Source organism: Leptothoe kymatousa TAU-MAC 1615, assembly GCF_018739865.1.
Taxonomy (GTDB): Bacteria; Cyanobacteriota; Cyanobacteriia; order Phormidesmidales; family Phormidesmidaceae; genus Leptothoe; species Leptothoe kymatousa.
The window spans coordinates 39794-60447 of the sequence record NZ_JADOER010000013.1 but is presented as its reverse complement, the minus strand read 5'-3'; the positions used below and the strand labels follow the sequence as shown (position 1 = coordinate 60447).

Annotated in this window: 9 protein-coding genes; 7 read left to right on the top strand and 2 right to left on the bottom strand. The window is 53.7% G+C overall.

Features of this window, described 5'->3' with window-relative positions:
* Positions 1 to 226 precede the first annotated feature (226 nt).
* Positions 227 to 1321 carry a glycosyltransferase family 2 protein gene (locus tag IXB28_RS14810; RefSeq protein ID WP_215619380.1) on the top strand — a complete coding sequence of 365 codons (1095 nt, stop codon included), beginning with the start codon at positions 227 to 229 and terminating at the stop codon, positions 1319 to 1321.
* 134 nt (positions 1322 to 1455) lie between these two features.
* Here IXB28_RS14810 and IXB28_RS14805 read toward each other — a convergent pair whose 3' ends face one another.
* Positions 1456 to 2709: a vWA domain-containing protein gene (locus tag IXB28_RS14805; RefSeq protein ID WP_215619379.1), complete on the bottom strand. Its 1254-nt coding sequence runs from the start codon at positions 2707 to 2709 to the stop codon at positions 1456 to 1458.
* Positions 2710 to 3069: 360 nt separating this feature from the next.
* Here IXB28_RS14805 and IXB28_RS14800 point away from each other — a divergent pair, with 360 nt between their 5' ends.
* From IXB28_RS14800 to IXB28_RS14785, 4 genes are all read left to right on the top strand, one after another.
* The gene (locus IXB28_RS14800; protein WP_215619378.1) at positions 3070 to 4092 is read left to right on the top strand and encodes an Npun_R2821/Npun_R2822 family protein; all 1023 of its coding nucleotides are present in this window, start codon (positions 3070 to 3072) and stop codon (positions 4090 to 4092) included.
* A 131-nt stretch (positions 4093 to 4223) separates the two neighbouring features.
* On the top strand, positions 4224 to 9182 hold the full coding sequence (locus tag IXB28_RS14795; RefSeq protein ID WP_215619377.1) for a translocation/assembly module TamB domain-containing protein: 4959 nt from the start codon (positions 4224 to 4226) through the stop codon (positions 9180 to 9182).
* Positions 9183 to 9488: 306 nt separating this feature from the next.
* On the top strand, positions 9489 to 10673 hold the full coding sequence (locus IXB28_RS14790) for an HhoA/HhoB/HtrA family serine endopeptidase (protein ID WP_215619376.1): 1185 nt from the start codon (positions 9489 to 9491) through the stop codon (positions 10671 to 10673).
* A gap of 267 nt (positions 10674 to 10940) precedes the next feature.
* Positions 10941 to 12722 carry a sensor histidine kinase gene (locus tag IXB28_RS14785; protein WP_215619375.1) on the top strand — a complete coding sequence of 594 codons (1782 nt, stop codon included), beginning with the start codon at positions 10941 to 10943 and terminating at the stop codon, positions 12720 to 12722.
* Between the two features lie 8 nt (positions 12723 to 12730).
* On the opposite strand, the gene IXB28_RS14780 is transcribed toward IXB28_RS14785, so the two are convergent.
* Positions 12731 to 15262: a two-partner secretion domain-containing protein gene (locus IXB28_RS14780; protein ID WP_215619374.1), complete on the bottom strand. Its 2532-nt coding sequence runs from the start codon at positions 15260 to 15262 to the stop codon at positions 12731 to 12733.
* Positions 15263 to 15613: 351 nt separating this feature from the next.
* Here IXB28_RS14780 and IXB28_RS14775 point away from each other — a divergent pair, with 351 nt between their 5' ends.
* On the top strand, positions 15614 to 16252 hold the full coding sequence (locus IXB28_RS14775) for a DUF938 domain-containing protein (protein WP_215619373.1): 639 nt from the start codon (positions 15614 to 15616) through the stop codon (positions 16250 to 16252).
* Positions 16253 to 16389: 137 nt separating this feature from the next.
* Positions 16390 to 20652, top strand: a complete 4263-nt coding sequence (locus IXB28_RS14770; protein ID WP_215619372.1) for a CHAT domain-containing tetratricopeptide repeat protein — start codon at positions 16390 to 16392, stop codon at positions 20650 to 20652.
* Positions 20653 to 20654 lie beyond the last annotated feature (2 nt).

Here is a 20654-nt window from a genome sequence, read left to right as displayed (position 1 = left end):
ACTTCCAGGCTATGGGCTGGTTAAAAATTAAAATCGTGGTCTTGTCCACTGAAATTATGGCTGAACAAGCCTTTTCGGATTAAACCGTGAAGTAGTTTCTTAACGGCTCCTATGGGACAAGTGTCTTATATTAAGAACCTGTCAGCACCCTTTTAAGTTACAGGCTGTGGAGCGCATCTAACGGTCATCTACGCCCTGATCAGATATTTCTCCTTTGAAAATAGTCATGATACAGACAAAAGATCAGCAGGACTATCCTATTTGTGAGATCAGAATTCCTACCTATAGGCGTCCCCATTCACTACAAAGAGCTCTGGAGAGTCTCCAGAATCAGACCTATCCATTTTGGAGGGCTGTTGTTTTAGACAACTCCCCGGATAAGGAAGCTGAGGCTGTGGTGGAGGAACTGCAAGACCAAAGAATTGTTTACTATCATCATCCTAAAAATATTGGTGGCACTAGGAATATTGATCTAGCGCTGTATCCTCAGAATATTTTGGGCGGGAAATATGCTTGCTCACTAGAGGATGATAATTATTTATTCCCCAGCTGTCTCCAGGAAAATATTGACATACTACAACGCGAAAATGTCAGTATTTTATTGAGGAACCAAGAAATCAGGATGGATGGTGAGGACGGGGTATCCCAGTCAACCGGCGAAACCACCCGCGATAAATGGTTCCAACGGGGGATCTACAGCCCCTTAGAGCTATACGCGTCTCTCTTTTTCTGTGAAGGGCTATCCAATGGCGGTCTGTTTTGGGATACGGAAACCATTAGAACAGATTTCACCTTGGGGGATTGTGCCGTTAAAGATGCTTGGTATCAAGAGATTTTAAGAACCCTAAGGGTGGTTGAACCAATTTACTTTGAACCCACCGTTGGCAGTGCCTATACGGTGCTAGGAGACTATCAAGCCGCCGGTCGTGGCAGTCAACTGCCGAAGTTTTTGGCAACGCCGGCAAAGAACAATCGAGCGACCCAAGCCATTTTGCGCTATATGCTGAAGCTGTATGGCAAAGATCTGGTGGAAAAAGCTGACGTGATTGCAAACTACAGTGACGAAAATTTTGTCGCTTTCGAATATCAGCTACTAAATGCACTGTACACCGAGCATTCGTTCCAAACGATACGCCGGCGACATCAGCTGCTGCTGCTAGGCAAAAATGCCTGTCGACGACTGTTCTTTAAGCAACATTTTGATGCTGTCCTAAAGCAGATGCCATGGCCCAGCCACTACCCTATTCTGGTGGAGTTAAAGCTGCGCCCCATGGCCGTACAGCGCTATGAACAGCCGCCATTGGCTATTCCAGTAGCCTAAACGCAACAAACGCAGTTTCCCGAGCAAGATGATTGCCTGGACATAAGGGAGTTCGGAAGCCGGAAGTCGGAAAAACAGTACATATTCCGAACTCCTAATTCCGAACTCCCAATTCCTATTCCTCCTGGTGCTGGTTATTTATTCCAGCACCAGGGAAGTTTGGTTTGGTCAAATCCGATCGTCACTGGATGGGCTTGGGGGTGGCTACGCTGGCGAAACTGCCGTTCCCGTAGGTCAGCTTCTAACTTTTCCAGGGCGATTATTTCCAGTTCCATGGTGGACGATGCGGGGGCCCTTAAGATTAAGGCTTGGGCCGATTGCAATTGGGCGTGGGCGGCTTCGTAATTGCCCCTGTCGACCAGTTCAATGGCTTTCTTCTTGGCCCTGGCCCCTAGCATCAAGGCAACCTGTTGCTGAACTTCGGGATTGTTAGCCCCCCGTTGGAGCGTGGGGGGGGCGACCATGGGCAACCGTAGGGGCACCCGTAGAGATTTCGATTCTGTGGTTTCACCGTCGCACCAGGACAGCCGAAAATAACAAAGGTCTGTCTGTTGGTGAAGGGCCTCAACCTTGAGTTGAACAACCACATTGAACGGATATCCGGCCACTAAATTTGGCAATTTGAAGCGTCCCTGGGGGTTGAGGTCAAAATCATTGAGGACATCTTCAACGTCCACATCTCCCTGGGGTTCAATACCCAGGGTTACCGCCTGCCCGAAGGTGGCCACCAGTGCCTGGACTTCTTTTTTGAAGATTATAGGGAGATGATGGGGGGAATTAAGATGGTAATAGTTACCGCCGCCGCCCCTGGCCATGGTTTTTAGCAGGTTGTCGCTGAAGTCGTTGCCCAGACCCACTGTTGTTGTGCTGATGCGAGATTGGGCCAGGTTTTCAACATGGGAAACAATTGTTTTCTGGTTCGTAATCCCCCGATTTGTTCTACCATCTGAGAGCAAAATCACTCGATTGATGGTATCGGACTGGCTGTTTTTGTTGACTTCATTCACACCTTCAATCCATCCGGCATGGAGGTTTGTCCCCTGGCCTAGTCGAATCGTTTGAATTTTGTTGATGATCTCATATTTATGGCTGCAAAATGTGCTGGGCAACAGGGTTTGTGCCGTCTGATCAAATGTATGAATACTAATGCGATCGCTGGGGGTGAGTTCCTGCACAATTTGGCGAGCCGCCGCTTTGGCATAGACCAACCGCTCTTTGAACGCCATGGAGCTAGAGCAGTCAATCACAACTGCTAAATTCAGCCGAGGTCGTTGTCGTTGACGATCTGATGGGGGCGGTATAATTTTTACCAGAACATCTAGCGTGGTGGCCTGTCCTAAGCTAATTGCATCAGGTAAAGAAGTTAGTTCAATGTAAGGTGAACCCATCAAAACGCTCCCTGAAAACAGACGTAGCTTTATAGTCTAATCCGTGAAAATTGGTTGTGTTGCCTGGAAGGGGCAATTTCATTGAATGGAGTCAGACGCTTTATTGCAGCTTAAAAAATTGGGTCTAGAATCTGTTAGCTTTTGCCTTAGCAACAGTTTTTGTTGCATTGATTTCATAATCTGAGGCCTAATTAGGCCAACCGACGGAGGCGATGAAACAAATTAAAAAATAGCAGTTGGCAACTGACGTATAAAATCGTTATTAATGTTCAGCGATGCCTTTTTTCTGATGCCAAGGATTCCTTGGGTGAAAGCTAGGGCAACCTGATTAGGGTGTGCTTATTCGATTGTGCGGTGGTGATGGCAGAAAGCTTTGGAATTTATACCCTGGCCAATGACGCCATCTATGACCAGTTAGTGGCCCTGCTCAATAGCATTGAAGCCAATGTGGGGGCTGATGTGCCGGTGTGCGTTATTCCCTTTGACCACCGCCTTAGCCGGGTAAGGGAAGAAATTAGCACCAGACCGCATGTCAGACTGCTGGATAATCCGGCCTCCATTGAACGCTGGGAAACCTTTGCCCAAACATTTGTCGCCGCTCATCCCATGGCCAACCAAACTAAGCGGTCTCATCCCCGCTGGTATGGTGGCAAGCTGCACCGAAAGTTTGTTGCGTTTGACGGTCCCTTTGAACGATTTATCTTTTTTGATGGGGACAGTCTGGCGATGAAGCCGGTGGACGATGTAATCCATCGCCTGGACTCCTATGATTTTGTATTTGATGATTGGGAGCATAAAAAGGCGGACTACCATGCGGCTTTGGATTTCGCGGTAGTGGAAGCCGCTAGTGCGTTTACGGCGGATGAACTGCGGTCCCTGCTGCACTGTTCTAGCTTTTTTGGAGCGAAGCGAGAGCTGTTTAGCGTTGATGCCATCACCACGCTGCAACGGTGCATGGTTGAACAGGGGGAAGCGGCCTGGGTGAATGGACAGGGCTGGTGGGACGATGCTTTTTTGTTTAACTATATGACCCTGAAGCTGGGGCGTCCCCAGTTTAATTTTACCCAGAGCCCCAATGCCCAAGAGCGCACGGGCAACTGTGCGAATTCGGACCCCTTTGTGGTCAGAGATAACGTGCTGTACAACCAGGATGGGGGCAAGCCGATTCATCGAATCCACTACATGGGCTATTCGTCGACTGATTTTAATCGGCTGTGTCTGGGAGAAGATGTGGATATCTATTACCGGGATGTGTTTTTGCACTATCGCTTCCTGAAACACCCAGAGCAACGGCCCGCGCAGCTGTCGTCACCAAGTTTGTGGGTTAAGACTAACCGATTTGTAAAACGGGCCACCCAAAAATTTGGTGCCCCTGGGGGCTAGTGGATTAGGGGCAGATAGGCCCAGCAACAAATAGCAGCGGAGTCATTGAAAAGACAGTTTAGGGGTTTAATTTCGTTATATAACGATTAAACGCCCCTGCGCTTTATTTGGCCTTTTAACTCCGTGCAACTATGTCGAATTCGTCTGATTTGACGCCTTCCGAACAGCCCCCACGCCCTTCCCATTGGGGGTTATTACTCAAGGTTGGTGCCGGATTGGGGGTGGTGATTGCGTTGGGTAGTATTGCTGTAGCGGTTGGGGGGAAGCGGGTGATCAATGGCAAACTTTTGCCGTTGGTGGAGGCCAAAATTACGGATGCCGTTGACCGCCCGATTGAGTTGGGCGAGCTGGAACAGCTGTCGCTGACGGGCGTTCAGTTAGGTGAAACCCTGATTCCGGCGACGGCAACGGATGATTCGTCGGTGAGGGTGGATCGGGTGGCGGTGAATTTTGATCTGCGATCGCTAATCTTTCAGCAAACCCTAAAACCCCACATTGTTTTAGTGCGCCCCGATGTATCCCTGGTGCAAAACCAGGACAGACAGTGGTTTGACCTCTCCATTCCAGAATCGTCGGACGACAAAAACCCAATCACCATCGAACTTCAGACCATCAAAGTCCAGGACGCTCGCCTCCGGGTGGCGCCGATAGCCCAAGGCCCCAACCCCTTGGTCCCCCCCGAACCCCTAGAGGTGAGCGAGGCCGACCTGACCGCCAAGTTTTCAGGGGAAGCATCCCAGCAATTGTATTTTGACCTGGCGGGGCAGCTGGAGGGGGGCAGCTTTGATATCAAAGGCGAAGGCAATCTAGCACAGCAGGCGGTGAAGGCCAATGTGCGCCTGCAGCAGCTACCCACCACCGGGGTCAATGCGCTGCTACCGCCCCTAATGGGGTTAAGTGCAGGCACCCTGAGCAGCAATTTGACCGTGGCGGCGGCCCTGAACGACGGCAAACTGGATGAATCTTCGGTTGACGTGCAGGGGACGGCCCAATTTCGCGATGGCCAGGTGCTGGTGAGGGACCTGCCGGAGCCGGTGCGCAATATTCGCAGCCAGCTACGGTTTCAGGGGCAGCGGGTCACCCTGGAAGATACCAACCTGCAGCTGGGGGAGGTGGCCCTGGGGGCAGAGGGCACCGTGGACTGGCAAGCGGGGTACGACCTCAAAGCCAAAATTCCAGCCGTCACCCTGGGGGATGTCCAAACCCTAGCCAGTCTTGACCTACCTGAAAATTTGCCGATAGACACAGCAACGGCCTTTGACTTAACCACCCGGGTAACTGGGGAGGTGACGGCTCCCCAGGTGCGGGGGCGGCTGGCCAATGTTGCACCGCTCCAGGTGGATAGGCTGAGCCTGGCCACGGTATGGGCCGATTTTGTGCTGCCCCTAGCGGACTTTAGGCTCAAGGAAGCTGAGCTGACGGAACTGCGGGTGGTGCCCGACGCGGGGGGGGTGATTGTGGCCCAGGGGCAGGCGGATTTAACCGATTTACAAAATCCTGAATTTGAACTGACGGGCCAGGCCGATGTGCCCGTGGATGAATTTACCCAGCTCTACGGGGTAACGCTGCCCGCCGATATGGTGGTGGGCTCCCTCCGGGCGGACCTAGCGGCAACGGGCACCCTAGAAACCCAAACCGCCAAGGCCCAGTGGCAGCTATCGGACTCCAGCTTTCCGGGGCAGGGGGCGCTTACCCTGGCGGACAATGTGGTCACCGCAGACAACACCCAGCTGCAGGTGTTTGGCGGCACGGTGTCGGCCAACGGGGTGGCCGCACTGGAGGGGGGCAACTGGCAGGCAACGGTGCGCACCGACCAGGTGCCGGTGGAACAGTTTACGCCCCAGGCCCAGGGGCTGTTGAGTGCGGAGCTGGATGCGTCGGGCAATTTGTATGCCTTTGACCCGGCCACCATACAGGCGAAGGGCCGGGCTGCGATCGCAGATGCCCTGGTGCAAATTCCCACCCTCAACCAGCCCCTGCTACAAAGGGGCGACTGGACCACCGCCTTCCAATGGCAGGGGGACCAGGTGGCCGTTCAGTCGTTTAACGCCCCCGGCCTCCAGGCCGACGGCACCATCGGCATCGATTTTACCCAGCCCATTCCCATTGGCACCCTCGACCTCAACGTCGCCCTCCAACAATTTGACCTGCACCCCTTCAACCGGGTTGCCCCCCCAACGGTGCAGGCCCATGGCCAGCTAGGGGGCCTCACCAGCTTTAACGGACAGCTCACCGGCCCCCTGGCCAATCTCCAACTGTCCGGCAACGCCCGCCTCGACAACTTGGCCCTTAACGATCTCGCCTTTGAACCACTGGCGGGGCCGGTGGCCTTCTCCTTAGCAGACGGTGGGGGCTTGGACCTCAAGGGCCAGCAAGACCGATTGCAGCTAGCCCTCAATCACCGCTTCTGGCCCACCACCTTTGAGCTGCGCAACCAGGACTTTGTGGCCCAGGGCTACGGCCAAGGCAGCCAGTTCCATGCCGATATTGAGCAGCTCCCCCTCCACAAACTAAACCTGCGCCCCGCCGCCGGGTTTGGGGCCATCACCGGGGTGTTAAACGCCAGTGTCGAAGCCGACCTGGCCGACGTTGCTAACCCCACCGCCAGGGGAGGTGTGACCATTGTTGAACCGGGGCTAGATCCGGTGGATGCCCAACGGTTTGCCGCCACCTTTCGCTACAGCGACAACACCGCCACCCTGGACCAGGGGGAACTGCTGCTAGACAACAGCCGCTATTTGCTCACGGGCAGCGCCGCCGTTGTACCCCAGCTGCAGTATGCCGGAGAACTCACCGTGGCGGACGGCCGCATTGAGGATTTGGTAGCACTGGCGGCACAGCTTGACCTAAGCGCTCTACAGGGGCAACCCCCCACCGGCCCCGAAGGCACTGCGGCCGATTTAACCACCACCCCCGCCCAGCTGCCCGCGGGGTCCTTACTAGAAAGGCTAGAGACATTTGTTGCCTTTATGGAAAATCGGCCCCAACCCGTTGACGATGGCAATGGGCCGCTGGTCATTCCCCCCCTGGCCGATCTCTCCGGCGGCTTTACCGGCACCATTGCCGTGGCGGGGGATTCTCCTTTGCTCAACGATGTCAAAGCCCAGTTCGATATCCAAGGCGATAGCTGGCGGTGGGGGCCCTACGCACCGCCCAACGATTTTCTAGTGCGCGGCGACGTCCAGGCCCTCAACGTCAAGTTTGACCCCGTGTTAATTACCGCTGGCGAGACCATCATTAAACTCTCCGGCAAGGGCGACCTCGATCGGTTAGCGGGGCAGCTCAACGTAAAAAATCTGCCCGTCGAGCTGGCCCAGTCCATTGTCCCTCTGCCGGTGGATGTGGCGGGGACATTAGATGTGGACACTAAATTTGACGGCAATTTGGCCGCCCCCATTGTGGCGGGGGAAGCCATTATTGTTGATCCGCAGGTGAATAACTATTTCCTAGAACCCCTAGAGACCACCTTCAACTATCGCAACGCCACCCTAAATGTGGCCAGCGAAGTTGCCGTCAACCCCGAAGATGCCCCGATTACGTTAAAGGGCCGCATTCCCTATGCCCTCCCCTTTATGGAACAGCCCCGCAACAATCGGCTGGACATCAAGGCGGTGGTGCCCGACGACAGCTTTGATGTGATTAATACCCTCACCCAGGACCAGGTGCAATGGCAAGAGGGCAGCGGCGATATTGTTGTGCAAGTAAATGGTACCCTGGCCCAGCCTGCGATCGCAGGTAATGTTCGCCTGCGCAATGGTGTGGTCAACAGCCCCCTATTAGACAGGCCCATCACAAATTTAAATGGAAATATCCAATTTGACTTAGCCCAGCTGGCCGTTCAAAAACTCCAGGCAAATTTAGGGGATGGCCAGCTCCAAGTGGCGGGCCAGTTGCCAATCTTTCCCTTTGGTCAGCCGTTGCAAACGGGCCCATTGCCCAGACGCGCTAAACAAAACAACGGGGCCGACGGCTTGGCCATTGCCCTAGATCAGCTACCCGTGGACTATAGCGGCATCCTAAAGGCCGTGTTCGATGGCCAAATATCCGTCACTGGTTCGGTGTTTACCCCTGTGATTGGCGGTAACATCGCCGTGGGCAATGGCCAGATTCGGGCCACCGAATTACTTCGCCAGGCCGGTGCGATTCCATTGCCCACCGCAACAGATATTGAAACGGTCAACCCCTATCGCGCAGAGTTTCTCGGAGAAGAACCCCTGGCCCCCAAACCCGTGGCTAAGCCCAAGGGATTTTTAGACAACGTCACCCTCGACAATTTTGCCATTGTCCTCAGCGATCGCCTCGCCGTGGCGGGGCCGCCCCTCTTCAATATCAGAGCCCTGGGCGACATTACCCTAAACGGCAGCTTAACGGACCTCAAACCCAAGGGGGCCATTGACCTCAAGTCCGGCTGGATCAATCTATTTTCCACCCAGTTTCGCCTAGATCCCAATGCCCCCAACACCGCCATATTTATCCCCGAAAATGGGCTCAACCCCTATGTCGATGTGGTCATGACCGCCAGGGTGCAAGAGACCGATGTCACCAGGGTGCCCGCGTCCTCCGGCGAGATTGCCAGTGCCGAAATTGACGACAACGCCAACGTACAATCCGTGGGGGATGTGCAATATATCAATGTGCAGGCCGTGGCCAAAGGGAATGCCAGAGACCTGGCCAATAGCTTGGCCCTAACCAGCAATCCAGACCGCAGCCAGGATACATTATTAGCACTGTTGGGCAGCAACGTGGTGGGTGGGTTAACCAGTGGCAATTTGACCCAATTTGCCGAATTTTTAGGGGCGGGCAGCCTCGCCAACTTGGGCAACAACGTTGCCAACACCCTGGGTCTACAGTCCTTTAGCGTATTTCCCACCACCGACACCTCCTCAGAAAGCACCGCCGGCATCGGCATCGGTGTGGAAGCCTCCTTCCGCCTAGGCAACAGCATTAACCTCAGCGTGCTAGAGATTCTCAACAGCGGCAATCCCCCCCAGTTTGGGGTGCAATATCGACTCAGCGATCAGTTTCGCCTAGAGGGGGCCTCGAACCTAAACGATACGGAACTTAAATTGGAATACAACATTGAATTTTAAATAAAAACTTGTTAGGAGAAAAACTAGAGTTATATTTTTTGTCGGGTTCTAGGGCGGTTTCGTCCGCCCTAGGCAGGGGGTGTGGGAACTCGAAGGGACCCCACACAATTTGTAGGGTTCTCACAACTGTCAATTTTACAAAACCATTGCAAGCTAGATCCTAACGGCTAAGGCGTATGCACGAAAATAAAATCCCCACAGGATTCTGTTAAGCAACGTCCTCCCCATATCGCCAAGACTTACAGCGGTAGCTTATTTTCACGCATATTCCTAACCCGTTAATCTGTTGAATTGAGAGTCCGTCCCATGCGTCAGATCCGCAACTACGCATTAATTATTCTCCTGAGCGTAGCCCTAACCCTATCTTCCCTGAGAGTATTTTCACCGTGGATTATTCCACCGAGCGTGGCGGAGGTAAGCGCCCCCACCGCACAGCTAGTAGAAACCGCCCGAGTGCCAGACACCCCCCACAATTTTGTCGCCGCCGCCGTGGATCGGGTGGGGCCAGCCGTTGTGCGGGTGGATACCGAACGTACGGTGGCTACGCGATCGCAGGATCCCTTTTTCGATGATCCCTTTTTCCGAGGCTTCTTTGGCGATGATGCCTTTCCCCGGCTACCCCAGGAGTTTCGCCAGCAGGGTCAGGGCTCTGGCTTTATCGTGGACAACAGCGGCCTGTTGCTCACCAATGCCCATGTGGTCAGCGGTGCCGACAAGGTCACCATTACCCTACGGGATGGCCGCACCTTTGACGGTGAAGTAAAGGGCACCGATGAGCCCTCTGATCTGGCGGTGGTGAAGATTAGGGGAGATAACCTACCGGTGGCCCCTGAGGGCGATTCTAGCCAGCTACAGGTGGGCGACTGGGCGATCGCAGTGGGTAACCCCCTCGGCTTAGACAATACGGTCACCCTCGGCATTATTAGCACCCTCAACCGATCCAGCTCCCAGGTGGGCATTCCCGACAAGCGTCTGGACTTTGTCCAAACCGATGCGGCCATTAACCCGGGCAATTCCGGTGGTCCCCTAGTCAACGATCAGGGCGAGGTGATCGGCATTAACACGGCGATTCGGGCTGACGCCGAGGGCATCGGCTTTGCCATTCCCATCAATAAGGCCAAGGAAATTCAGGCCTTCCTAGCTGAGGGTAAGCGGGTGCCCCATCCATTTATCGGTATCCAAATGACCAATCTGACCGTGGACCAGGCCAAGGATATTAACAGCGACCCAAATTCGTTGCTCACGGTGCCGGAGACGGATGGCGTGTTGATTGTGCAGATGGTGCCCGATAGCCCAGCGGCAAAAGGGGGCCTACGTCGGGGCGATGTGATCGTAAAAATCGACGGTGATGCGGTGACGACAGCGGAACAGCTACAGAAAACTGTGGAAGGCAGCAAAATTGGTCAAGGCCTCAAGTTTGAAGTTATTCGTGATAATCAAACCCAGACGGTGACCGTACGCCCGGCAGAACTGCAAGACGCGGCACAGTAGAAACTGCTGCCGTTGGCTTCGACTACGCTCAGCCAACGGCAGCAGCCAACAGGATCAGCCAATATGCTTAGGTAACTAATCAAAAGGACAGTTACCTAATTTGTGACGGATGGAGATCTTTGCCACAGCAAAGATCTCCATCCCCCTTTGTGTTGTTCCCAATACCGATTGGGCAGTCTTAAAAATGTGAGAATGATGATACTAGTGCGGGTCAAGCACCAGTGTCTGGGGGATTCTACCGTTTTACTGCCTGTTTTATATTTTGCTATGCTCAGATCTCCCTGCAGCATTAGGGTTTTAGATCCAGTCTTATCCTATAAAAAATTTCGGTGGCCCCATCAGTATTGCCGTGCATACTTTCGTCGCCTTTCCATTGGTAAGAAAATTGGACTGGGCTACGGTGGGGCGCTGGCCATTGCCATGCTGGGTAGCATGGGTGGCATGGCTTGGGCCGCCCATCACCAGCGGCTAGCGACGGATTATGCCGAGCAAATTCGCACCCAAACAGAGACCATACAGCGGCTGCAAATAGATGTTCTCACCGCTCAGCTAGAGCTGCGATCGCTAATTACCTATACCAATCAACCCGATAAATTTATTGCCACCAACTATAGGTTGAACCATGGCTTAAAAGCGGTGGCCAATGACTTACAACAATTAGCAGCATTGCCCATTGAAGATCAGCCCTATCAAAAACAGCTTTCCACATTGGCAGTGGACTACATTTCGATTTTGAATGCGTATCAACAGCAGATCGACCAGTTCGTTTTTAACGTAGACCAAATTTTGTTTCAAAAACAGGCTCCGATCCTGTCAGAAGCACAACAAATTAAAGTTTCATCAGACCTCCTCAACACGTTTTTAAACGAACCCGCCGTTGAGGAGTTTAACCAGCTACCCCGTAAAATCGGCCCCGTCCTTAGGCGCACTCAAAACGCGTTAGTCATTTCCCAAGCACAACTAGCCGAGGTAGAGCGATATAGTCGGCAAGTAACCCTGTGGAGTTTTGCCATATCAACGCTGCTGGCAGCAACCATTGCCTACTGCATCAATCGGGCCATCACCCAGCCCATTCAGCATTTAACCTTTGCCGCTCGAGATAGTATTCAGTCTGCTAACTTTGACGTGCAGGTGCCGGTCAAAGCAGACGATGAAATTGGCACCCTGACCATGGCCGTAAACGAATATATTAGCGGCGTAAAACGGCTGCTGGAAGAACGTCAGGCAACGGAGCAAAAGTTGATCCAGGCTGAAAAAATGTCGAGCCTGGGACAGTTGGTGGCAGGCATTGCCCATGAGATCAATAATCCCATTAATTTTATCCATGGCAACCTGGCCCATTTAGAGCGATATACCGAAGATCTGTTTTACTTGATTTCCACATTAGAACAACAACTAAAGCAGTGCACAGAGATCGACGTTGATGATATTGAAAAAATCAAAGATGACATCGACTTTAATTTTCTAACGGCGGATTTTCCTAAAATTCTAGAGTCCCTTTCCATCGGCTCCGAGCGCATTCGAACCATAGTCAAAGGGCTGCGCACATTCTCGCGGTTGGATGAGGCCGACATGAAAACCGTAGACATCCATGACGACCTGGAAAATACGTTGCTAATTTTAGGGCATCGATTCAACAATGCCTTAAATATTCAGGTTGAACGAGACTATGGCGAACTACCCTTGATCGAATGCTATAGCGGTGAGCTAAACCAGGTATTTTTGAACATATTAGCCAATAGCATTGACGCGCTAGAAGAAGCCCCTACGAAACAGCCCCAGATTACTATTCGGACTTGTCACAACCCTGATAAAGGCACTATCACTATTTGCATAGAAGACAATGGTCCCGGCATTCCTAAAAAGATTCAAGACAAAATCTTTAACCCGTTTTTTACCACTAAGGAAGTGGGTAAGGGAACAGGGTTGGGCATGTCCATTAGCTACCAAATTATCACCGAGCGCCATCGGGGGAGCCTGGTTTGTAATTCCACCCTGGGCCAAGGGGCAGCATTTGTCATGAAAATTCCCGCGCGACAGTCTGAATAACGCAGCGTCTAACCGTTTAATAGATCATTACAGGCGGCATAGATATCTGGCTGAGTCCCATTGGCAACGATTTCAATTTGCCCTGTGGCATTGGTATGCCAACCGGTGGCTTCAATCAGTTGATCAGGGGATGGAGGAAGAGTTAACCGCGAAGACGGTGACACATCTTGGACCAATGGAGAGTTCGCACGAAAATCTATCCACGTATGATTCGGCATCAAAACATGATTGGGAGTCGTGGGAATGCCGCCCCGCCCCGTCATCACCAGCTCATTAACGCCCAATGCTGAACAACTTTCAGCAATTTGTTGACTGGGGTCATCGACTTCAGTCGGTAGCTCAACCAGACCGGAATTGGGGTTAATCTCAATGCCATTAATGGAGACTGTTCCATTCAAGCCAAACTTTGAACTAGCCGTAATATCGCTTTCAGCGGTACGCTGCCTGCGAAATTGAGTACCCAGTAGTAGCTGAGATGAAATGGTAATATTGCCCCCATTACCCTGGGAGGCATCGGCAACAATGTCGCTATTTTCTAAAGCCAGGAGGGCTGGTGTGGAAATGGTAATATTGCCCCCGTTGCCAATCCCTGGAGATTCTGTTGTGATGTTACTACCATTCCTCAGCAGTAGGAAGTCTGCCACCGTTAGGGTGATATTGCCGATTTCTCCAGCGACTGTTCGTCCTTTGATGACAGCATTATCCTGCAGCAGCATCCGATCTGCCTGAATGCTAACCACACCGGCATCACCAGTCCCCAGGTTTTGAGCACTGATGCTGCTGGGGCCAGTCATTTCCAAAACAGGCGTTGTGATGATTACGCTACCAGCATCTCCGTTAGGTACAGCCGATAGATTAAGCAGCTGCTGCTCTGAGAGGTTTGGAACGATGGTCGAAGAGCTAATGGACGTTGTTACTGGCAGCCCTGTAATCGGGGCCGATAGATCGATTCGTTCTGTAGCATTGATGGTGATATTGCCAGCGGCGCCATCCCCTGAGGAGGTGGCCCCAATGGCACTGGTGTCTTGCATATTGAGTAACCGCGTGTCGATGGTCAGGTTACCCGCATTCCCCAGACCAAAATTAGAGGAGCTAATGGTGCTGGGTACTTGTGTGGATGACACACGACCTGACAACAAAACGGTATCTGCCCCAATTGTCACATCACCGCCAGTCCCAGTGGCAAAGTTAAGACTAGTGGCACTTCCCCCTGCCAATAACGAAAAATCGCGGGCTGAGATATTAACATCCCCCCCGGAACCCGCAGCAAATGCAGCGCTGGTAATTGTGGAGGAAACCCGTGGAGCTTGCGAATTGAAGCCTGCGATCGTCAGTTGATTGTCCACTTGCACATCAATCTGACCACCGTCAGCTGTTGAGTAGGTTGTGTTGGTGACCAAACCTCCATTTTCAACGGCCAAGTCAGAGGCCGTTAGTTGTACATCTCCATTCAGGGTTAACCCCAGATTTTCACCGACAATTCCGCTGCTAACTAGGCTAGACCCATCGCTCCCACTGATTAAAAGTTGTTCTGAGGCATTGACCTGAATGGGGCCGCCGGGTTGGGTCGCAGCAACTCCATTTTGGCCCAACAATAGGGATGTCTCGGTTAGGCTAACTTGACGACCCGCCACCTGTAATTGCCCCTGGTGGCTGGTAAATGTATGGATAGGCAAGAATGGGTTGATTTGCACGGCAACACCGCTGACATTGGCCAGGGATTGCTGCTGTAGGCTGACATCTTGAAATGTGTTGACGCTATCGTAGTTGAGGTCAATGCCAGTGGGGGTGGTTGCGATCGCAACCTGTTCTCCGGGGGCAACTGCGCCAATTTCTAAATTGCCGCTGGGTGCGGTGACCACCCCACCCGTTAGGGTGACGCCATTACCCACCAAGGCCAGGGTTTGCCCCGGTGCCACCTGTAAGCCAGTGGTAGGGCCTAACTGCACATGGGGAGCCCCTTCAAAGGGTTGGCCTGTTGCATCTAATTTAGCAAGGGTGTGGCCGACGCCATTCACACTAACCGCCCCAGCATTGGCCCCCATCTGTAGGCCAATGGGGGTATTTACAGTGAGCAATGGCAGTGTCTGTGGGTCGCTGGCGCTAAATACAAAATCATTTTCAAACATTAAGCCGTCAGCCGTTGTTGCCACAAAAGATGCCGGTAAAAGCAGCTGTGCCGTGGGGCCAAAAACAATCCCTGCCGGATTTAATAAATATAGATTTGCATTGGCGCCACTCAGCGTCAGCGTACCGTTAATCTCTGATGGATTACCTCCAGTAACCCGACTGAATACATTTTCCACCTGGGGTGATGTCGTTAGATCAAAGACAGCCGTGTCGCCCGTAGATAAGGAGAATGTTTCAAAGCTATGGAAAAGACTTGGGGCAGTACCTGTTGTTGTCCCCCCCGTAATCAGATAGGTGCCTCCCCCTGTGACGACGGTATTGACGCTATCGTCTGCGACTACCTGGGCGAATGTAGCTGGACAGGCCAATAAAACCTTGACACATGCCAGGATTAGAATTGCTATTTTCATTACATTGACATGTGATGCATCGTAGTCCGTCAAGGCTAAAATTTAGGATATACAAGTTCTATAGTGCTTTGATTTAAAGTTTCTAGCAGAAAACCATGGAAAGCTAGTCTGAGGGTGAATACTTTAATTCAATTTTGCCCAATTTAATTTCAAACTGAACTCAGGATTAGGGCGTTTGCCCACTAGGAATGGCCCATAAATTGACGGGGTTAGCGTCGGTATTAGAGAACCTCGAGAACGATGGGGGGGTATCTCTCTTCTGCATTCTTAGGCACTAACTTAATAAAGAACTGCTGGCTCCTTTTCCCCTTCCCCCGTATCCTAATTCAAGTATTCCAGCCAGCCCCACCCATGCCCAACTTTAAACCCAACGACGGTCGTCTCTATTCCCCCGCCACCGAACGCAACCGCGAAGTCATCCTAGAAATCCTAGAGCGCGTATTACCCAACCCCGGCACCGTCCTAGAAATCGCCAGCGGCACCGGCGAACATGCCGCTTACTTTGCCCCCAAACTAGCGCCCCGCCGCTGGTGGCCCAGTGATGTGAGCGCCCCCATGCTCAAAAGCATTGCCGCCTGGGCCAAGCAAACCAATGCCTGCTATCTGATACCCGCCACCGAACTAGACGTGTGCCAAACCCCCTGGCCAGTGGAAAACCACGAAAAACATTCAGTGGATGCCATCGTCAATATTAATATGATCCACATTTCCCCCTGGCAAACCTGCGAAGCCTTACTAACCGGGGCGGAGCGCATTTTGCCCAACGGTGGCGTGCTATATATCTATGGCCCCTTTAAGCGGGATGGCCAACACACCGCCCCTAGCAACGACACCTTCGACACCTGGCTAAAAGAGCAAAATCCTGACTGGGGCGTACGGGATCTAGAAGCGGTGGAAGATGCGGCCAAGGGTCATAAATTTGCACTTAAGGAAGTGATTGACATGCCCGCCAACAACTTTTCATTAGTCTTTCACAAAGAATCTCCATAGCGTCCATGTAGAATGGGCCTGTCTAATTGGAGAATATCCTGATGCGTTATGGTCCTGTGCTCCTTGCTCTTGCGTCAGCGGTCGGTATCGGGGTCGAATCCTGGCGACCGGTCCATGGGCAAACATACCAGGAGACCATGGCCCAACCCCGTCGCAACAAACAGACAGAGGTTTCCGGTGGCACCATTGCTGAGCTAAGAGCTCGTGCCACATCCCAAGATGCGGCTAGCGCCCGCTACCGCGAACAAATCAATGGGCTAATTGAATCCGAGAACTTTGGCCCCATTGAGGCACTGGCGGAAAATGCGATCGCAGCCAGCACCCAAGCCATCGAGGCCATCAAAACAGCCCTGGGCCAAGCACCCCCAGACCAAACCGCCCCACTCTACGACCAGCTCGCCAGCTACTACGGCAACCTCAGCGCCGTTTACGACCTGCAGTCCCGCGCCTACAGCAAACAAAACCGGGTCGAAGACCAACTGCAGGTGCAGCAAACCAATCTCCAGGTGCTAACCGCAAAGCGCGCAACCCTGCTTGCCTCTAAAAACGAAGAACTGATTATCAATGCCACCTTAGAGCAAGGCATTACCCACTGGTACCTGGGCCAAACCCACCAACAGCTAGAACAACACCTAGACGCCATCGCCGCTTCAACCATGGCCCTGGAAATCGCGCAGCAGCTGTCTGCCACCAGGCTAGAACTGTTTACCCGAGTCAGCCTATCGCAACACCACTGGGCCCTGGGAGAACAGACCCGCCAAAGCGGTGACTATGGCCAGGCCCGCGCATATCTCACCCTAGGGAAAAACTACGCCCAGCAGGTGGTTGACCTGAGCGAACGCCCCCTAGAACAGTTTCCCCACCCGGAGCTGGTGTCCGATGTTTTTTTAATCAACACCCTCGAAGATACGGCCTATTTTCGAGAAAATGCCCTCAACTCCCTATGGTCCATCCTCGTTAGCCTTGGCGACACCCAGGCCGACCAACAGGCCTATGCCGCCGCCCTCGAAAACTACGAACAGGCCCTGCCCGTGGCCCAAGGCTTGGGCAAGCCAGACTTGGAATTTAATACCCTCAATATTATTTCCGTTCAACACCAGCGTTTGGCCGATTACGATCGGGCCATCGCCATCGCCAACCAGGCGGAAGCCGTTGCCAAAGACACCAACTCGCCCGCCCTGTTGCTCCGGGCCACCCTATGGCTGGCCAAACTCTACGACGATTTGGGCAACTATCCCACAGCCCTGGCCAGATATGCAGAAGCCCGCACCCTGGCAGAGGCCCAACAAGAACCCAACACTCTCCTGGCGGTGCTAAACAATATGGGCCTAATCTCCACCATTCAGGGGGACTACCCTGCGGCCCTAGGGGCCCACAACCAGGCCCTGGAAATTAACAACAACCTGCGCCGCCAGCTAACGGCCCCCGACGCACTGGAAAATTTAGAAGCCAGCTGCTTCCTGTGGAACAACGTCAACCTAAACGTGACCGAGCGCCAGAACCAGCAGCTCGCCCAACGGGCAAGAGATCTGTGCCTAGACAGCACCGTTGACGCTGAACAAAAACTACTAAACAACATTGGCAGCGTCTATGCAGAGCGGGGCAACTACCAGGAGTCTTTAGCCCTCAGGGAGCGGGCCCTGGAAATTGTTCAAACCCTTAACGACCCGGCTGGGGAAGCTGGATTGATTAACAACATTGGCAATATTTACCAAGAACAGGGAAACTACGCCCTAGCCCTCACCTCGTTTCAGGCGGCCCTGGCCATTGAAGAATCCATTGACGCCCGCGCCAGCATCGCCACTAGCTTAAACAACATCGCCATTGCCTACGACAGCCAGGGGGAATATGCCCTGGCCCTAGACTATTATCAACGGGCCCTAGACCTCATTACCGCCATTGGCCTCAAGCCCCTGGAGCCCACCACCTTGGCCAACATCGGCACCCTGTACCAAAGCCAGGGCAACTACACCCAGGCCCATGAGTATCTGCAGCGGGCGCTAACGCTGTCCCAAGAGCTGATGTTTCTGCCCAGCCAAGCCAATCAGCTAATGAACCTGAGCAATCTGGTGCGCTACCAAGGAGACTACGACCAAGCCCTGGCCCACATCACCCAGGCCCTGGACATTCACCAGCGCATCGGTCAGCGTAGCCGCGAAGCCAGTGGCATCCGCATCCGGGGAAATATATACCTGAGCCAGGGGGAGTTTGCCGCGGCCCTAGCCGATCAACAAACGGCCCTAGAGATCTCCCGCGATCTCAAGGATTTAGATGACATTGCCTATTCTCTCCAGGCCCTGGGAGAAACCTACGAAAGTTTAGGCCAGCCAGACCAGGCGGTGGCCCAATACCAGGAGGCACTGCAAATTTTCAAAGAGATTGGGGCCGTCACCGGGGAGGCGTCCATCTACAACACCCTGGGCAACAGTGCCGCCACCCAGGGCAACTACGCCCTGGCCCTCGGCCACTATCGCCAGGCCCTGGAAATCTACCAAGCCGTGGGGGCCGTGGGTTCAGAGGCCCTGACCCTGACCAACATTGGCTATGCTCAGTACAACCTAAACAACCTGGCCGCAGCTAACTCTGTTTTTACCCAGGCCCTGGCGATTCAAGAGCGCATTGGCCAGGCATCGGAAATGGGGGCCACCCTGAAGGGGCTGGGGCTGGTGGCGAACCAGCCTACGGAGGCCCTGGAACTGTTGCGGCGATCGTTGGCCCTGTACCGCGCCCAGGGCAATCGCCCCAGTGAGGCCAGCACCCTGGCGGCCCTGGGGAAACGACTCAACCACCAGGGCCAGCCGGAACTGGCCAGTGTTTTTCTCAAGCAGGCGGTGAATACCTATGAAACCCTACGGCAGAACCTTCGTGGCCTGGATAAAAATCTACAGGTTTCCTACACCGAGTCCATCGCCGACACCTATCGCCAACTGGCGGATGTGCTGCTCACCCAGGGGCGCATTCCGGAAGCCCAGCGGGTGTTAGACCTGTTAAAAATTGAAGAATTGCGAGAGTTTACCACCCGCGCGGTGTGGACCAGCGACGGCATTTCGCTGACGCCTTTAGAACAACGGGTGCAGGCCACCCACGGTAGCCTGATCGCCCTGGGCCAGGCGATTGAAGAGTGCGATGCGACGCGATGTGCCAGCCGCAGCGACCTGAGTCGCCAGCGGGAAACCCTGCTGGTGGAGTATGGGCAACAGGTACAAACAATTGAGGCGGCCTATCGACGGGAATGCCAACAGGTGGACGACCAGTGCATTAACCCGCAAGACCTGGGCAACGAGGCCAGTAAGCTGTTGGCCGCCCACGAAGATGCGGTGCTGGTGTATCCCCTGGTGGTGGACAACAAGCTGTGGTTGCTGTGGGCGGCGCAAAACAATGTGGTGGGCAGCATTGAGGTGAAGGACGTGACCCAGGCCCAGCTCGCCCAGGCGGTGGCGGATTTTCGTCAGGAGATTGGCCGGGGCGGCACCTCCCTAGCCAGCATCCAAGCCAAGTCCCGCATCCTCTACGACTGGCTGATCCAGCCCTTGGCAGCGGAGCTGAGCAACAACCAAATCAAACACCTGATCTTTGCCCACGATCGCTACACCCGCTATATTCCCATGGCCGCCCTCCACGATGGCGAACAATATTTGATTGAACAATATGCCGTCTCTAGCATTTTGGCCGCCACCGAAACCGATCTAGATCCGCCCCCCGGAGATCCCTCGGTGCTGGGGTTGGGGTTATCGGACCCGGCGCCCCCCTTTCGGGCCCTGGAAAATGTGCCCATTGAGTTGGACAACATCGTCAAGGAAAACAGTCGCGATCGCAACGGGTTTTACGCTGGCAAAGTGTTTCTCAACCAAGCCTTTAACCAGGACCTAATGCGCTCGGAAGTGTATCAACACCAAATTTTGCACATTGCCACCCATGCCAAATTTGAACCCGGTTCCCCCGACCGTTCCTTTATAGTCCTCGGCAACGGCGAACCCCTGGCCATCCCAGAAATTGACACCCTGCTCCAGGCGGATCTAGAAAATGTCCATTTAGTTGTTCTCTCCGCCTGCGAAACCGCCTATGGAGAACGGGGCAGTGACGGGCGAGAAATTGCCGGCATTAGTTCCTACTTTTTAAAGGGCAACCGGGCCCAGGCCGTCATGGCCTCCCTGTGGGCTGTGAACGACCAAAGCACCAGTTTACTCATGCAGCGCTTTTACGAATTTCTCGCCACCGGCACCCTCACCAAGGCCGAAGCCCTACAACAGGCCCAACTCAGTTTGCTCTACAGCCAGGATGTGCCCACTCGCCTGGGCGCTATGCGCAGCGGCATCGCCTCTGATTGGGCAGAACGCCCCGCCGGTGCGGCCCATCCCTACCACTGGGCTCCATTTATTCTGATTGGCAACGCCCTATAGGG

Excerpts from the sequence above, each read along its gene's own strand:
- IXB28_RS14810 (WP_215619380.1), top strand. The coding sequence starts at position 227 with ATGATACAGACAAAAGATCAGCAGGACTATCCTATTTGTGAGATCAGA.
- IXB28_RS14805 (WP_215619379.1), bottom strand. The coding sequence starts at position 2,709 with ATGGGTTCACCTTACATTGAACTAACTTCTTTACCTGATGCAATTAGC.
- IXB28_RS14800 (WP_215619378.1), top strand. The coding sequence starts at position 3,070 with ATGGCAGAAAGCTTTGGAATTTATACCCTGGCCAATGACGCCATCTAT.
- IXB28_RS14795 (WP_215619377.1), top strand. The coding sequence starts at position 4,224 with ATGTCGAATTCGTCTGATTTGACGCCTTCCGAACAGCCCCCACGCCCT.
- IXB28_RS14790 (WP_215619376.1), top strand. The coding sequence starts at position 9,489 with ATGCGTCAGATCCGCAACTACGCATTAATTATTCTCCTGAGCGTAGCC.
- IXB28_RS14785 (WP_215619375.1), top strand. The coding sequence starts at position 10,941 with ATGCTCAGATCTCCCTGCAGCATTAGGGTTTTAGATCCAGTCTTATCC.
- IXB28_RS14780 (WP_215619374.1), bottom strand. The coding sequence starts at position 15,262 with ATGAAAATAGCAATTCTAATCCTGGCATGTGTCAAGGTTTTATTGGCC.
- IXB28_RS14775 (WP_215619373.1), top strand. The coding sequence starts at position 15,614 with ATGCCCAACTTTAAACCCAACGACGGTCGTCTCTATTCCCCCGCCACC.
- IXB28_RS14770 (WP_215619372.1), top strand. The coding sequence starts at position 16,390 with ATGGCCCAACCCCGTCGCAACAAACAGACAGAGGTTTCCGGTGGCACC.